Source organism: Stieleria maiorica (assembly GCF_008035925.1).
In the GTDB taxonomy this organism is placed as follows: domain Bacteria; phylum Planctomycetota; class Planctomycetia; order Pirellulales; family Pirellulaceae; genus Stieleria; species Stieleria maiorica.
In genome coordinates this window covers 611,335-626,835 of record NZ_CP036264.1, presented here as the reverse complement: position 1 = coordinate 626,835, position 15,501 = coordinate 611,335, and the positions used below count along the sequence as shown (strand labels likewise).

General features: G+C 60.1%; 11 protein-coding genes and 1 tRNA gene. 4 read left to right on the top strand and 8 right to left on the bottom strand.

The features are described from left to right. Positions 1-6 precede the first annotated feature (6 nt). From Mal15_RS01935 to Mal15_RS01900, 8 genes are all read right to left on the bottom strand, one after another. Positions 7-1,869, bottom strand: coding sequence for a hypothetical protein (locus tag Mal15_RS01935; RefSeq protein ID WP_233903232.1), 1,863 nt, complete (start codon positions 1,867-1,869; stop codon positions 7-9). Beyond that, positions 1,866-4,220: an ABC transporter substrate-binding protein gene (locus tag Mal15_RS01930; RefSeq protein WP_147866203.1), complete on the bottom strand. Its 2,355-nt coding sequence runs from the start codon at positions 4,218-4,220 to the stop codon at positions 1,866-1,868. The genes Mal15_RS01935 and Mal15_RS01930 overlap by 4 nt, the downstream gene beginning before the upstream one ends. Beyond that, positions 4,217-7,591 (bottom strand): PQQ-binding-like beta-propeller repeat protein, encoded by a 3,375-nt coding sequence (locus Mal15_RS01925; protein WP_147866202.1) that lies wholly within the window; start codon positions 7,589-7,591, stop codon positions 4,217-4,219. The genes Mal15_RS01930 and Mal15_RS01925 overlap by 4 nt, the downstream gene beginning before the upstream one ends. A gap of 127 nt (positions 7,592-7,718) precedes the next feature. Further along, on the bottom strand, positions 7,719-8,507 hold the full coding sequence (locus tag Mal15_RS01920) for a biopolymer transporter ExbD (protein ID WP_147866201.1): 789 nt from the start codon (positions 8,505-8,507) through the stop codon (positions 7,719-7,721). Positions 8,508-8,539: 32 nt separating this feature from the next. Next, the gene (locus tag Mal15_RS01915; protein ID WP_147866200.1) at positions 8,540-8,965 is read right to left on the bottom strand and encodes an ExbD/TolR family protein; all 426 of its coding nucleotides are present in this window, start codon (positions 8,963-8,965) and stop codon (positions 8,540-8,542) included. Then, positions 8,962-9,450, bottom strand: a complete 489-nt coding sequence (locus Mal15_RS01910; protein WP_147866199.1) for an ExbD/TolR family protein — start codon at positions 9,448-9,450, stop codon at positions 8,962-8,964. The genes Mal15_RS01915 and Mal15_RS01910 overlap by 4 nt, the downstream gene beginning before the upstream one ends. Positions 9,451-9,456: 6 nt before the next feature. Next, positions 9,457-10,107, bottom strand: a complete 651-nt coding sequence (locus Mal15_RS01905) for a MotA/TolQ/ExbB proton channel family protein (protein ID WP_147871803.1) — start codon at positions 10,105-10,107, stop codon at positions 9,457-9,459. Positions 10,108-10,201: 94 nt separating this feature from the next. Further along, positions 10,202-11,128, bottom strand: coding sequence for a hypothetical protein (locus tag Mal15_RS01900; RefSeq protein WP_147866198.1), 927 nt, complete (start codon positions 11,126-11,128; stop codon positions 10,202-10,204). A 328-nt stretch (positions 11,129-11,456) separates the two neighbouring features. Here Mal15_RS01900 and Mal15_RS01895 point away from each other — a divergent pair. The 4 genes from Mal15_RS01895 to Mal15_RS01885 all read left to right on the top strand — a co-directional run bounded on the left by Mal15_RS01895 (position 11,457) and on the right by Mal15_RS01885 (position 15,016). Further along, a tRNA-Phe gene (locus Mal15_RS01895) sits at positions 11,457-11,529 on the top strand. Positions 11,530-11,916: 387 nt separating this feature from the next. After that, positions 11,917-13,518, top strand: a complete 1,602-nt coding sequence (locus Mal15_RS01890; protein WP_147866197.1) for a sodium-dependent transporter — start codon at positions 11,917-11,919, stop codon at positions 13,516-13,518. A 28-nt stretch (positions 13,519-13,546) separates the two neighbouring features. Continuing rightward, positions 13,547-13,669: a hypothetical protein gene (locus Mal15_RS34865; protein ID WP_261344583.1), complete on the top strand. Its 123-nt coding sequence runs from the start codon at positions 13,547-13,549 to the stop codon at positions 13,667-13,669. 15 nt (positions 13,670-13,684) lie between these two features. Next, entirely contained in the window at positions 13,685-15,016 is a 1,332-nt protein-coding gene (locus Mal15_RS01885) for an alkaline phosphatase family protein (RefSeq protein ID WP_147866196.1), read from the top strand. Positions 15,017-15,501: the final 485 nt, after the last annotated feature.

The window sequence follows — 15,501 nt, the reverse complement described above, 5'->3', positions numbered from 1 at the left end:
GCCCCCTCAGGCGTTTTCGTCTTCGGCCGGTTCGTCCGGCAGTTTACCGCCGTTGTCTTTGGCGCGTTGGACGTCGGATTCCAAATCGCGGATAACGGTCGGGTTGATTTGCTTGCCCAGCATTTCGCGAGTTTCTTTGAACATGATGTCCACCTTGCGGCGCTGGTTGGGATTGCGATTGCCGATCTCCTTCAAGAAATCCCCTTGCTTCTTTCCCATGTCGTCGGCGAGTTGCTCGTTGGTCGGTTGCTCACGCAGCGCATTGAGCAGTTCTTCGGCCTGCTCCATCTGCCCATTCTTCAACCGCATGCGGATCCGAGCGGCCAACAGCTTGCGGATGGCGACCAAGTCGATGATGGCGTTTTGCACGCCCCGGATATACGCTTCGGCCTGCAACCGCATGTCATCGCCGGTCAGATCGGCGACCTCCTGGGGCGTCAGTCCCGGCACCAGGGGCAGTCGCGCCAACACGGCGCCGCCGTTCTTGACGTACAGCAAACGCAGCGGGTCGTCCGTCTTTTCGATCGCCAGTCGTCCATTCCAGTCGGTCCGTCCGACGAAGGTCATGGACTTGCTTTTCAATTCGCGTTCATAGAGTTCATAGCCGATCAAAGGCAGGTCCTCGCGTCCTTTGACGTGCAGCCGCAGCATCGTTTCGTCGCGGAGCGGTTTGAGCAGCATGGCCATTTTAAAGGTCCGTGAATTCTTTCGGCCCTGCAGACCACCGGCCATGCCGGAGTAGTAATCCATCTTTACGTTGGGGCCTTCGCGTTCGGTCGCGATCAGGTACGCCCACTCGATTCGGCCGATCGCGATCGGTTTCCCGTTGCGATCATTCTTGCGGATCATCGGTTGCAGAGCGCTTCCCACGGGGACGTCGGCGGGGGATTCCGGGTCCAGGATCAGATTGCCGGCGCGGATCATTCCGGTTGCCGTACTCTGCCCGGCATCGTCGATCCGCACCATCGGCGAGAACGCCCGCGTGACGGTGTGCCCGACGACGTTGGGCAGGTCATAGGCCGACAGAAAAGGTGCCTGGACGACGGCGCCGAAGGACCGCATCAACGTCTCCATTTCGATCACTGCGACGTTCGACCCGCTGGCCTCCTGCAGGATTCGGACGATGAAGACTTTGTCGTAACGTCGGACGGTCGAGGCGACCAATCCGGTCACGGGCAAGGGCACGATCTTCGCCCCGGGCTTGGAAAACGTGGTCGCTTGTCCGCGGGTGACCAACAAGGCTTCGGTCGACGCATCGTTCCAGAATTCCGCCAACGCAATCGCGTCGCCTTCGATCGGTTGCAACTTGGCCGATGTGCCGCCCATGGTCGCGTCACCGTATTCGGTTGCACGACGCAGCACGTTGGCCTGCATGCCTTTGGTCGTGGGCACGGCGTTGACGTATTGTGGCAGGCTGCGTACCGACTGGATGCGGATCGCGTCCTCGTGGTCACGTTTGACCGCGATGACCGGGTCGGATGCGGCGATGCGGTCGTACGTCAAATCGTCCATCGAACGAAACGCCGCGGTGGCCACCGACGCCGGCGCGTCTTCGATCGTCGTTCGCCAGAGCGCGTTGAAATCGCGATCCAAGTAGTCCGCCAGGGGCTCGTGAAGCGTTTCGGCGGTGAACCGCGGGTCCCGCGATGCGATCCAGATCAGCACGCGATAGGGAGAATAATCCCAGGGCTCATCGGCTCGCGGATCGGGCTCGGTGAGGGGGGCATCGCTTTCCGGTTCAGCCGACGAGGCGTTGTCGGGGGCGTCGGCGGTCTGCGCCGACAACGAAGGCGTCGCCGTCGAAAACAGCAACGCGACGACGGCGACGGCGAAGACAAGTTTGGTCGGGGTGGTGGTGATGCGGTTCAAAATTCCAATCTCCAATTCCCGGCATTCTGATAAAGCGAAACGATGTTGCTGCCCATCCCCACCAGGTTGTTTCGGTACGCAAACGAATCGACCATTTGCCATAGCGGCAAGACCGGCAATTCGTGATGCGAGATCGAATGCAGGACCAACAAACGGTCGCGAACTTCTTTCCAGTTTCGCGCTTCTTCCAGCCGCCGCAATCCGAGCCCGATCAATTGGTCTTCGCTGCGGGCCAATCCGCGCGGCCCGAGCAATCGACGCGCATCAATGATGGGTTCCCAGATCGCACAGGAAACATAAACCAGATCTGCGGTGTCGGGGTCCGGATAAGTGCGTCCGATCGGCAGCTCGACCAATTCAACATCCAACCCGATCAATTCCCATTGGCTGCGAATCGCTTCGCAAGCGACGCGTGAGAGGTTATCGGCGGGAAATGCCAGTCGTACGGCACGAAGTTTCGGTTCCGGTTCATCCTTGCGCTTCGCTTCAGCGATTTTCAAATTCTTGCTGAGCGCGACCAGCAACTGGGCCAAGCTGGGTTCGAAGCGTCGCGGCAGGATCGTCGTGTCGTAGGCATAACCCAGCGGGTCGTCCTGGCTGAGACCGGCGGGGAAGGGCCCGGAGAGGACGCGACAGCCCGGCGACGCATGGTTTTCCAATAGTTCGCCTTGAAGGATGTCTTCGCGGTTGATGCCGTACAGCAGCGCCCGGCGGAAATTTTTGTCGGCGACGAACTGATGGTCCGAGCAAGGGACCAGCATGTGGATCGTGGGCAACGGGTACTCGACGACTTTGACGTCACGTCGCTCTTTGAGTTTGATCGCGTCGGCGGGGAACAGTTGATCCAACACGTCGATCTCGCCGCTGAGCAATTTGGAGACCGATTCGCTGCCGGTGTTGCATCGGACCTCGACGATTTCGCGGGGTTTGCCGCTGTCACCGCTGGCCCGCCGCGCATCCTCCGTCAGCATGAAGCGGGTTTCTTCATCGTTGACGACATCGGTGAAATAGTCCCCGGTCGCGCCGCCCTTTTCTCCGCCGAACCAGCTGGCATCGACGTTGATTTGAAGCAAGCAGGTGGGCAGCACGTGGGGACGACGCAGGACACACTCGATGCGTTGCGGGCCGTCGATTCCGATGCCCGTGACCGATGCCGCCCAGGGGGAAAAGTAGGTTTCCGATTCGGGCATCGCCCGCAGGGCCAATTGATCGGCCAAGAAGTCGACTTCGATGCGGTTGAGCGGGTTGGGCAGTTTGGCGGTTTCCAGAGTCAACTCCAAGACTTGGCGGTCGGGTGTGGTTTCCGCCGATCCGAACAGAAAATCGTATTCGCCGCCTTCAGGTGCGGCGCCTTGGATTTCGAACAGGTTGCGGTAGAGCAATCGGCCGGCGCGCCGGGCCGCCCAGTTGTCCATGCGGACGGGGTCGTAAATGCGCGCCGCCTGCAACACACCGACCGAAACCAGCGGGTAGGCTTCGTCGATCTTTTTGACCAGGTCACGCCCGCCGTCGATGTCGGGTTTCAGATACAAACTTTCCCGGGCCAGTTTACGCGCGGATCGAAAATCCTTTCGCTTGACCGCTTCGATCGCCTCGTTTCGTTTCTCGGTCGCCATCCGCAGAAACTCGCCTTCCCACTTCGCGATCGCCGGCAAATCGAATCGCCCATAGTCTTCTTTCAGTCGGGCCAGCAACTGCTGTGCGTTATCCAAGTCCCCTTCGTCGATCAGGGACTGCATCAGCGATCCGGTGGTCAAACTGATCGCCTTGAGCACTTGGGCTTGGTTGTACTGGGGATCATAGCGATGCAATTCTTCCAGCATCGCCAGCGACTCGGCGCGTTGGCTGCCCGAGGCGCGTTGGATGGCGTTGCGCCACAGGAACTCCGATCGCAGGGTTTTCAGGCCCGGACGTCGCGGATAGTCGCGAATCAAGATCGATAGGAACGGATAGGCACCGACGAAGTCCCCGTTGGCGATTCGCGAGGCGGTTTCACGTTCGAGTCGCTTTTCCCAGAAATCGATGCGTTCGATATCCGTCCACTTGGCGACAAATTCATCGAGCTCGATTCCCAAAATGGAAAACCGCAACGAACCACGCGTCGTGGCCGGCATGTCACGGATGGGCAACAGCTGGACCTTGGCCCAGCCGCCCCCGGAGGAATCGGTGAAATAGATGATGTCGTGGGGGGCTTCTTGCAACAGCCCCAGCCCGGAATCTTCGGGTTTGCCAGATTCGGCGTACGTCAGGGTTTGCGCCGACGCCGGGGCGTGCAGTGCCGATCCGATCAGGGCGATCAAAGCCAGCGCGAATCCGGTCGCCGTTGGGTTGAATTGAAACGGAAACTTCATTGACCACTCACCCCACTGGGAATCTTGACGACGTAGACGACACCTTCTTCGCCGGGGACCAGCAATCGATCTTGCAGGACCAGGGGAGTTGCCGAGAACGGTTCGCCGATCTCGGTCAGGCCGACCGGATCATTGGAGGCCGGATCGATCACCACGATCCAGCCGGTATCGGAAACGATGATGATGTTGTCTTGGTGGATCACGGGGTCTCCGACCGGCAACCCGCGTGGGACGGTGACGGCAAAGGTGGGACGGCCGTCGGTCGTGATGCCGCGTAAGACTTGATCGTCGGTCAACACGACCGCCTGATCGCCGGCGGTGACCGGTCCCCAGATGACGCGACCGTCCATTTGCGTTTGGAACTTTTCTTTCAGTGTCGCCAGATCGCGGCCGATGACCACATCGGCGGCCGGCCCGCTGGTGGCGGCCATCAGCGTCATCCCCACGCCCGCGATGGTCCCCAACGTCGGCGCGGGCAGTTTGGTTTCGGCCAGCGGTGTCGTCCGCTCGCCGACACGCAACCGATACAGCCCGCTACGGCTGTCGGCGACGACGACCTGGCCCGGGTCATCGGGAAGCGCGACGGCGTTGGTCCAGGTGACCTTTTCGACGGGGCTGCTGACCGGCTGGAAGGGATTCCCCATCTGCGATCCGGTTTGGAAGTTCATCACGACGGCGCGTCCGTTGTCGAGCGTTAGAAACAACCCGCCCCCGGCGACCAGACCGCGGCCGGAAGGTTTGCCCGACAGCACGTTCAAACTGACCAGCCGCAGCTTTTCGGTGTTGCGGGTCGGGTCATAGACGGCCACTTGTTGACCGCCTTCGCCGCCGGCTTTGTTGAGCAACACGGCGCGATCGTCGTCGATCTTCAACGGGTCTTCGAACCGCATGATCACGCCCACACTGCCTCGGTTCTCGATCGGCGCCCGTGTCGCGCCGCTGCCGATGGCCGATCGGTCCAATTCGAACAGGGCCGCTTGGCTGGTCAATGCGTGCACGCCCGCCTCGGCGCGGCGGAGCATCGCGACGGGGGCGCCGATATCATTGCGCCACAATTCCTCGCCCGACTTGGGATCGACCGCGGAGACACGGATTCCGGAGGTCCCGCGAAGCTGACGCGCGTGGACGAGCGCGTCGCCGATCGCCAGCGGTTGCCCGACGAATCGGTCGCCTTCGTGTTTGAACCAGTCCGGGACGACGCGGCCACGATTGACCTGCAATTCATAGCGTCCGATTCGCGACCCGGTCGTCCACATTTGGCTGCGTCCGACGGCCATTTGTGTCAGCGTCGGCGTGCCGTAGGAAGCGAGCTGGTTGGCGACGACGGAAACCTTGTCGGTTTCGCTGGTCACTTCGACGTCGAACACCGAGATCTCCCCCAGGTCGGTCAGCACGACCAGACGACGTTGTTGGGCAACGATCGGCGAAACGACCACGTTGCCACTCATCCGCACCGGGTCCTGAACCTTTTTCACGTTCATGCCCGACTGGTCGACCCCCAGGATGTGAACCAGGCAGTACTCGGGGCCTTTGTTTTCGATCACAAACAGGTGTTCCAGCAGCGGCGTGGGCGGCACCGCGATCGTCCCGGCCTTGTGCCCCATGTAGTAGCTTTGCACGCTGTCGCCGTTGTTGCTGTCCAGCACGTACAGGTTGCTGTGGTCACCGGGGATGTAGGCGATCGAGGCGCGGTCATCGACGCCGGGGCCGACTTCCAAGGCTTGCGGAATCTGCTGAGCCCACTTGGCATCACCGGTGGTGGCGTCCAGGGCGATCAAACGTCCCGATTTGGTCGAGAGATAGATTTCGTTGTCGCTGACCACAGGCTGATTGAAGGGTTCGCCGATCTCGACGCGCCAATCGATGTCACCGCTGCGGCCGTCGCAGCGTTCGACCGTCAGTTTGGCCGAACCGGTCAAGAGCACGGCGGTACCGCCGTCCAAGCGGATCGGGCTGTGGGCCAGCGAGTTTCCGACGTAGCGACGCCACAGCAGCGTGCCGTCTTCGCCGTTGAAGGCCAACACACTGCCTTTGGTGCGGATAAAGATCACTTCGTCACGCAAATCCGGCACGCGATCACCCGAACGTGCGGTCAACACGATCGGGCGGAGGTCGGTTTGCAATTCGGCTTCGATCCGCTTTGGCAGCGCCGCGGTGGTTTCCACCAATTGCTGTTGGATTTCGCTGGCCCTGGCGATCAACGTGATCAGCCGTTCGTTGTCGCCGAGTTCGGGAAACGACTGCAGCAATTCATAACGCACGTCATAAGCCGCTTTGGTGTTCTTTTCCGCCAACAGGGCGGTCATCTTTTCGACCGCGGCGTCCAACTGTTCGTTGCGATTGATTTCGCGTTCGACCCGACCGCGGGCCTCATCGATCTCTTTCAGCCGCCCCGACAACGTGGTCCGCATGGCGCCGGTCATGTACAGCGGATTGTTGGTCAGTTCGATTTGCTCGTTCAGCTTATCGAGCAACTGCCGCTTGGCGGTCGTTTCCGATTTTTCGTTGGCTTCGGCGACGATGTTCTCGGCGATCTTGACCAGCAGCGCGGCCAGGTTGCCCCGTTCTTCGTTCAGCCCTTCTTCGTCTTCGATGGTCGGCAGTTTTTCCTGTGCCAGTTCGGTCGCGTACGTCGGATCGGTCATCCCTTCGGCCCGATACAGTTCGGTCATGATGACACGGGTTCGCGCCAGAGTGCTGTGTTCGTTGGAATTGCCGAATGAATCGAGAAACTCCAAGTATTTTTCTTGGGCCGGGGTGTAGTTCTGGTTGTCGTAAAGCTCGTTGGCGATCTTGATGCGTTCATCCGCGTTGCCGCGCGAAAGGATCCAATAGAGTCCTCCGCCGGACAACAGCAGGAATCCGATGATGCCCAGAAAGCCGTAGATCTTGAACGAATCCCATTGATTATCTTTCGGTTCCGGTTTGGTTCGTCGGGTCCGCGGTCGCTCACGTTCGGGAGCACCAGCCGCCAAGTCATTGACGGGGGCGCCGGCGACCGGGACGGCTGCCACGGGCACGGCTTCGGCTTGGCCGAATTCATCAAACAGGTCGGCGTCCTCGTCCACCGGAACGGCCTCGACGGCTTCGACTTCGATCGCATCGTCCTCGTCGATCGCGATCAAATCCTCTTCGACGATCTCGGCGGCGGCCATGGTTGAATCGTCGGCATATTCGCCGCTGCGCAGTTCGCCGATCAGCTTGGTCGCTTGAAAACGGGTCAGTTGTCCGTTGTCGACCAGCAACTTTGCCACGGCCTCGGGCGTCACCCGTGCGCCGCCCTGGTCGAGTTGTTCGCGCAGCGCCTCGATGATCTCCTGGTCCAGCAGACCGCGTCGCTCCAGTTGATCGATCAGTTCGTTAGCAAGCATCGTGTTCAAGAAAGTGGTGGTGAAAAGTGATTTGTCAATCGTCCCGTGGTGCCGCCGCCGAGCGTCACGGAACTGGTCAAGTGAATCGGTAATGCGTCAAACGCGGAACGCACCTCGCAGGGTCCCGTTAGTCAAACTCCTCGACCTGGGTGACCTGAGTTTCGGTGAATCCCGCAATGGTTCCAGCGTCCATCGCGTCGACCAGGTACTGCAGCTTGCACAGCTCATGGACTTTGATCACCAGTCGCGCCGGGTTACCGCTTTCGTTGGCGCGTTTGAGGGTGGTGATCAGATTTTGTTTACCGGGCGTTTCTTCTTGCCAATCGGTCGCCAGGACCAGAAACGACCCGAATTCGTCGACTTGGACTTCGACCATTTCCAGGTCTTCCTCTTCCTCTTCGACGACGGTCGTGCTGGGGGCGTCGGTCTGTTGCCGCGGCATTTCGATTGATTTTTGCAGGCTGAACGCCGCGGTGACCATGAAGAAGATCAACAGCAGGAAGGTGACGTCGACCATCGGCGTCATGTCGAGCTCTTCTTCCTCACGCTTTGATTTTTGGAAGATCGGCTCGTCGTCATCATCGTCATCATCGTCATCGCCGGGCGGCGCGGGCGGCGACGGGCTGCTGGGAAACGCAGATACCGCTGCGTCAGCCGGCGGGGTCGTGTCGACCGCCGGGGTGGCCGCCGGTTCGACGGTGACGGGCTGGGCCGCGGGGATTTCCACGGACTCGGCGGCCGGGGCCTCGGTTTCGACCGGCACGTCGCTGGGCAGCGGCGGCGGGGCCGCCGTTTCGTCCCACTCGGGGACATGCACCGCGGTGTCGCACTGGGGGCAGCGCACGCGACGACCGGCCAACGAATCGTTGACCTTGTTGGTCGCGCCACACTGGGGACAGGTAACTGGAATCGACATGCGCTCGGAAAAGGAAGAAAAGTTTTGTCTTGTTAAATCAATTCGGAATCGGATTCAGCCAGCTGGTACCGATCGAATCCGGCAATCGTCGCGGCATCCATCGCGTCGACCATGTGTTGCAAACGGGCAGCGGACTCAACTTCGATCCGCAGTTCGACGTGCATCGCCCCCCTCCCTTTCGCCGCGGCCAGTTGGTTCACCAATTCCTGCTTGCCGACAATTTCCTTTTGCCAGTCGGTTGTCATCAACAAAAAGCTGCCGTGGCGGTCGACATGCAATCGGATCGGATCGAGTTGCGTGGCAATCACATCGCGGCTGGCTTGATCGCTCTCCGGAGTCGGCGTCTCGATCGCATGTTGCAACGAAAAGGATGCGGTGACCATGAAGAAGATCAGGATCAAAAACGTGACGTCGATCATCGGCGTCAGGTCAAGTTCTTGTTCGTTGCGGCGCGTCATAATTCTTTGACCGCGATGTAGGTGGAGGAAATATCCTCGAACGCATCGCCGATGATTTTCTGCACACGGGTGACTTCGCCGACCACGACTTCTCCGTCGCCCATGATCATCACGTGGTTCTTTTCTTCGCCACGGGTGGTCTTGAGTTCTTCGGTGATGTATTCGATCAGTTCGGTGGTTTGCGTTTCCTCGTCGGTGCTGAATTCGGTGCCGTCGATTCGCTTCAGCACGACCTTGTCCTTGCCGGCCGGCTCGATGAACACGACGGCGGATTCTTTGGCGCTGATGGCGATGCCGTTTTGTGCCTCGGGGATCTTTCCCATTTGGGTCGGATCCATTTTGGAGCAGACGACGAAAAAGATCAGCAACAGGAAGGTGATGTCGATCATGGGGGTGATGTCCATTTCGTCATCGTCTCGCTTGCTGCGAGGCATTTGGAAATCGTCATCTTCCTCCAGAACATCGTCTTCGATCACGCTACTCATGATGGATCAGCGTCCCCCGCTGCGGGCGAGTCCGGCTTTGAAGGCGTCCATGAAACGGCTGAGTCCCGAACCGACCAGGTCTTCCATTTTGGCGATTTTGATGTTGACGTTGGCGACCAGGATCATCAACGGAATCGCGATCGCCAGTCCGCTGGCGGTCGTGACCAGTGCGACGCGAATGTCGCCGGCCAGCTTGCTCGGTTCGACCGATTCGGCGGTGGCCAGGGTCTGGAACGCCCCCATCATCCCGAACACGGTGCCGAACAGCCCGATCATGGGGGCGGCTTTGATGACGGTGCTGACCCAGCTGAGCCGGTAATCCAGGTCGCTCATCACGTCGCGTTGAAAGCGATCCATCATGAACTTGCGGGCCCGGTTGTAGCCCAGGTTGCGGTGGCTGACGGTCAGTTCAATGATTTGGGGCAGCGCCCGCGCGTCGCCTTCGCAGTAATCGATCGTGCCTTCGAAATCGCCGGACTGGATCATCTGTTCGATGTCATCCAGGAACTGGTCTTGTTCGTCTTCGGACTTGAACCGCTTTTGTCCGACGCGGTTCCAGACGACGACGATGCAGTACAACCCCCAAAGTGCCACCGCCGCGAGTGCCAGGTAGGTCGCATCGGCGATCATGTTGAAAAGCGAGTACGCAAGGATCATTGACATTCGTGTCTTTCCCGTTGATTGATAAGTTGATTGTGTTTGGTTGAAGGGGGGGAGGAGAACGGTCGGTCGGGTTCAATAGCCTTGGGGTTCAATAACCTTTTCGGTAACGCTGGCTGATGATGTTGAACGTGTACCCGCTGCCGTCGGCGGTGCTCTCGAACACGGTTTTGGCGATCGAGTGGGGGAATTTCTTTCCCTTGCCTTCGGCGTATTCCTTTTCCATGTTGGCGAGCCGGTTTTCGAGATCCTTGGGGACGAACCGGATCACATTTCGGCCGTCGACACTGATTCCGGCCGCACTGAGCAGTTGGCGGTCAAACTGCATCAGGGGGTTGGACAGTTTCCAGGAAAAATACAGCCGTTCTTCGGTCTTGGGCTCGGTGTTGACTCGCTTGGTCGGCGACCCGGACAAGTTGCTGGCCATTTCGATGACGTTGGGGCCGCCGCCGCCGAACGCGGCCAATTCGATGTTGTAGTAATCCAGTTGTTTGGCGTAGTCCGTTTTGCCTTTGGCGTTGAACGTCAATTCCCAGCGTTCCCAGCGGCCGATGATGTCATCCCCCTCGCCCATGGGGCCCGGCGGTCGACTGTCGCCCTGGCCGGTGCCTTGGGTCGAGGCGGCGGCGTTGGTGTCGGCGGTCGTCAGCGAGGCGGCCACGCTGCTGACCGCGTCGGTGACCGCTTCGATCGTGTCGGCCAGGGTCGGTTCCATCAGGTCTTCGACCTCTTCGGCCCCCGGCGGCTCGAAATCGCGTTCGAACCCCTCCGGGTTTTCGCCGCGGCCCGGCGGGTTTTCGATGATCGGTGCCAATGCGATCGGCTTGGGTTCACCGCTGAGCAGCCAGACGACGAACATCATGAACACGAAGGCGCCCAGAAACAGGATCAAGGCCAGGAACAGGGACGTCACCGAGTCGAAGCGGCTGAGTTTCAGCTTTTCGCGTTCGAGTTCGCGCTCCTGCCGCGCCGCTTCCAGTTGATCCGTTTTTTTTTCTTGATCAATGATCGATGACATCTTTAGATACCTCCGCCCAAGCGAACGTGGCCGGAATCCTTGATTCGTGTGTCGACCCGAAAAGTCTGATGGGCTGACGATCGTTTAGTGTGATCGGAAAACCCATGGGCCGCGAGTGCAGGCAGATAATTGGTCTGAAAAGTTGGCGAACGAATCACCGAGGTGACGAAATCGCCGTTTGGGGAGATAATTCGAGCTATCATACGGTGTCGGAAGCATCTGCCAAACGTCGGTGCCAAAATCAAAGATGTCTCAAGTGAAGTGAACCAATTGACGAACCATGGCATCATAGCCTAGGATCCCCGCAGATCGAATGAATCTTCCAGCTGGTCAGGTAGCTCAGTTGGTAGAGCACGGCCCTGAAAAGGCCGGTGTCGCCGGTTCGAGCCCGGCCCTGACCACTTTTCTTTGACGCGTCCCGTCTCTCAAGTTCCCTTGGGGGGCCCACCCCAGCGAGACGCGTCCTGCCGCCGAAAACCCCACCTGCTGTGGTCCCCTGGCGGCGGCCCTGACGCAGACTCCGGTTGCCTTGGCAGCATCGGCTGCGGCGCGGCTGAAAAATCGCGGGTCGCGTCGGACCTCGACTTGCAGATCCCCATGGGCCGGCCAATGGTCGTCCGGTGAAAGGGGCGACGGCTGGCTGGCCGGGCGAACAAAAATCTTTGCGAATTTTCGAGGGCGAATTTCCGCGGCAGCAGAATTCTGACTTGCCGTCGCCAAAAATTGACATTGCCGGGTAAACTGACCACTCGCCTGTCCGCCTGTCCCGCTCCAAAGACTGGAAAGACGTGGAAAATTCATCCGAAAATCAACCGGCACAAAACCATGGCAGCAACGAACAGTGGGGGACTCGGATCGGCGTGATTTTGGCGGTGGCCGGTTCCGCCGTCGGTCTGGGGAATTTTTTGAGGTTCCCCGGCCAAGCGGCACAGAACGGCGGCGGGGCATTCTTGCTGCCGTACTTCATCTCGCTGCTGGTGCTGGGGATTCCGTTGTGCTGGGCCGAATGGACGATGGGGCGGTACGGGGGGCACCACGGATTCAATTCATCGCCGGGGATCTTTAGCGTCGTCTGCCGAAGTGCCAAGGCGCGGTATTTGGCGGTGCCGGCGTTGTTGATCCCGCTGGTGATTTACATGTATTACGTCGTCATCGAGTCCTGGTGCCTGGCGTACGCGTTTTCGTATCTCAACGGATCGCTGATGCTGGGTGAGGACACCGACGCTTACGGATCGTTTTTCAGCAGTTTCGTGGGCAGCGGCGAGGGGCAAAACGGGGCAGCGTTCCGCGGCGAGTCCTCGTTGCTGTACTTCGTCATCGTCACCTTCGTCATCAACTTTATTTTTATCTATCGGGGCGTCGCCAAGGGAATCGAGACGTTCTGTCGCTATGCGATCCCGCTGATGGTCGTGTGCGCCCTGTGCGTTTTGGTCCGGGTATTGACCTTGCCCGCCGATCAGGTGAACGCCGGGCTGGGGTTCATGTGGAACCCTGATTTTTCGGCGCTGCTGAATTCAAAGACTTGGTTGGCCGCGTCGGGCCAGATTTTCTTTTCCCTGTCGGTCGGGTTCGGCGTCATCGTCAACTATGCCAGCTACCTGAAGAAAAAGGACGACGTGGTGCTGAGCGGATTGACCGCGTGCAGCATGAATGAGTTTTTTGAAGTCTGCCTGGGCGGGCTGATCACGTTGCCGGCCGCATTCATCTTTCTCGGCGCGGCGGTCGGCCAGCAGGGCACGTTCGGATTGGGGTTCACGGCGCTGCCGAACGTGTTCGCGCAGATGCCGGCCGGCCAGTTTTTCGGGTTCTTGTGGTTCTTCATGTTGTTCTTGGCGGCGATCACCAGCAGTTTGTCGATGCTGCAACCGGTGATCGCGTTCTTCGAAGAAGGCTTCGGGATGCAGCGTGGCGCGTCGGTGTCGCTACTGGGAATCATCTCACTCTCGGGCAGCGGATTCGTGATGTACTTTTCCGCCGGACTGAAAGCGCTCGACACGTTTGATTTCTGGGTCGGCACGTTCTTGATCTTCGTGCTCGCAATGGTCCAGGCGGTGATGTACGGCTGGGTGTTCGGGATCGAGCGCGGGGCCGAAGAGTCCAATCATGGATCGCACCTGAAAATCCCCACCGCCGTGCAGTACATGCTCAAGTACGTCGTCCCCGTCTATCTGGGTGTGATCTTCATCGCGTTCGCTTGGGAAAATGTGTTGGACAAAACCGATCCGGAAACGGGCGCCGTCACTCAGGGATACCTGTCAAAGATCGCCGGCGACGAAGTCATCCTGATGTCGCTGTTGTTCATCGGAGGCACGATCGCGTTTTTGGCAGTGATGGTGCACGTGGCCGGAATTCGCTGGCGACAGCAGGGCCGATTCGACAATTTGAAATGAGTTACCTGAAACCTGGACTTTGAATTCAATGAATACCTATGGCTGGATCGTGATGACGGCCTCGGTCGGCTCGGTGGTGACCTTGTTGACGTATTGTCTGTACCGCGTGCTGACGATGCCGCCGGTCCCCGATGACGATCCCGAAACCTGAAGCGGACCTGAGTGAATGGATCGGGTTTGTGTGATCAATGTGGTCGGGCTGACCGCTCGGCTGCTCGCCGACGCGCCGGCGATTCGTTCGCTCGCCGGCAACCCGTCGCGTGACGCGCTCGCCGCGGGCGGCAAGAACTTCATGCCGTGGACGAGCCCGTTGCCGGCGGTCACGTGCACGTCCCAGGCGACGATGCTGACCGGATTGGCGCCACGCGATCACGGCGTGGTCGGCAACGGTTGGTACTATCGCGAGACGCAGGAGATTCGGTTCTGGCAACAAGCCCGCTCGCTGGTCCAGGGGCCGGCGTTCTATGACGGCTTCGAAACCGCAAAGATGTTTTGGTGGTTCAACCAGTCGTCGACGGCGCGATACAGCTGTACGCCCAAGCCACACTACGGGTGTGACGGCAGCAAAGTCTTCGACGTCCTGGACCACACCGAGTGCGACTTGACCGCGCGGCACGGCGCGTTCCCCTTTTTCACCTTCTGGGGCCCCGGTGCCGGGTTGCCGTGCAGCCGCTGGATCGCCGAAGCGACGGCGACGGTGATGCGTGAAAAGCAGCCGCAGATCGCGCTCGCCTATCTGCCGCATCTGGATTACGACTTCCAACGGTTCCCCGATCATGATCCGGCCCGCGTTGCCGAAGTCGACCAGTGCGTCCAAACCATCTTGTCCGCCGCCGATGACATCGGGGCGCAGGTGGTGATTGTGTCGGAGTACGGATTGGTCCCCGCCAACCGCCCGATTCACATCAATCGAATTCTTCGCCAGGCCGGATGGCTGTCGGTGCGGAACGGTCCGTTCGGTGAGGTGCTGATGCCGGGGGAATCGAAGGCGTTTGCAGTCGCCGACCATCAATTGGCGCACGTCTACGTCAACGACCCGGGCTCGGTTGCCGCGGTGCGAAGGGAACTGGAATCGGCCCCGGGGATCGACGGCGTGTTTGAACCCGGCGAACTTGAATTGGATCATCCACGCAGCGGCGAACTGATCGCATTAGCCGATCGCGATGCCTGGTTCACGTACTACTACTGGAACGACGACGCACTGGCACCCGATTTCGCCCGCACGGTGGATATCCATCGCAAACCGGGCTACGACCCGTGCGAGCTGTTCATGACCAGCAAGGCACGGATGGCGGGGCGGTTGCTGCAAAAGAAGCTCGGCATGCGCTACAAGATGGACGTGATTCCGTTGGATGCGACGCTGGTCCGCGGCAGCCATGGTCTGCACCCGGATCCGATCGACGGCCCGATCGTGATCGGACCTTCGGACAAGCATCCGCTGCCGGCCGACATGCGAGGCTTTGCGGACTACGTCCGGTCGCTGCTACGCGGCCGTTGAACGCGCCGCCCGCGTTCTGTCGCCCTCGTCCCAAGGCTCCGCCTGGGAACGCAAATGCCGGCGTGGCTCCGCCACACGTCGACTGCCATCGCGAGGCGGAGCTGCCATCGCGAGGCGGAGCTGCCATCGCGAGGCGGAGCCTGGGCTGCGCAAGATCGGGATCCTGCGGTGGTTCAGAATTCAAGCGAAATCATTCCGCGACGAACGGTCGACTCACAGCAGCTATCGAGCGACGAAACACGCGTAACATCAGCCGATTCGCGCAAGCGTTCGGGCCGCAAGCATCGATGGAGGCCCAGCGTCCATGAAGCCCGTAGGCTGGCTCCATACGGCTGATCCAATCAACAGGCCGTGGCGCTTCCCGCTGGCATGCGGCTGGAAACACCGCCCTTGGCGGGGACCCGCCAGTTTTTTGCGGCGCGGCGCGGCAACCGTTAAGCTAGCGGACCACTCATACCACCGGTCTGCTTCCCTTCCTCCTCCTC

Bases quoted from the DNA above. Each gene is read 5' to 3' on its own strand.
- Mal15_RS34865 (WP_261344583.1), top strand. From the start codon at position 13,547: ATGAATACCTATGGCTGGATCGTGATGACGGCCTCGGTCGGCTCGGTG.
- Mal15_RS01910 (WP_147866199.1), bottom strand. From the start codon at position 9,450: ATGAGTAGCGTGATCGAAGACGATGTTCTGGAGGAAGATGACGATTTC.
- Mal15_RS01905 (WP_147871803.1), bottom strand. From the start codon at position 10,107: ATGATCCTTGCGTACTCGCTTTTCAACATGATCGCCGATGCGACCTAC.
- Mal15_RS01920 (WP_147866201.1), bottom strand. From the start codon at position 8,507: ATGTCGATTCCAGTTACCTGTCCCCAGTGTGGCGCGACCAACAAGGTC.
- Mal15_RS01915 (WP_147866200.1), bottom strand. From the start codon at position 8,965: ATGACGCGCCGCAACGAACAAGAACTTGACCTGACGCCGATGATCGAC.
- Mal15_RS01900 (WP_147866198.1), bottom strand. From the start codon at position 11,128: ATGTCATCGATCATTGATCAAGAAAAAAAAACGGATCAACTGGAAGCG.
- Mal15_RS01930 (WP_147866203.1), bottom strand. From the start codon at position 4,220: ATGAAGTTTCCGTTTCAATTCAACCCAACGGCGACCGGATTCGCGCTG.
- Mal15_RS01925 (WP_147866202.1), bottom strand. From the start codon at position 7,591: ATGCTTGCTAACGAACTGATCGATCAACTGGAGCGACGCGGTCTGCTG.
- Mal15_RS01885 (WP_147866196.1), top strand. From the start codon at position 13,685: ATGGATCGGGTTTGTGTGATCAATGTGGTCGGGCTGACCGCTCGGCTG.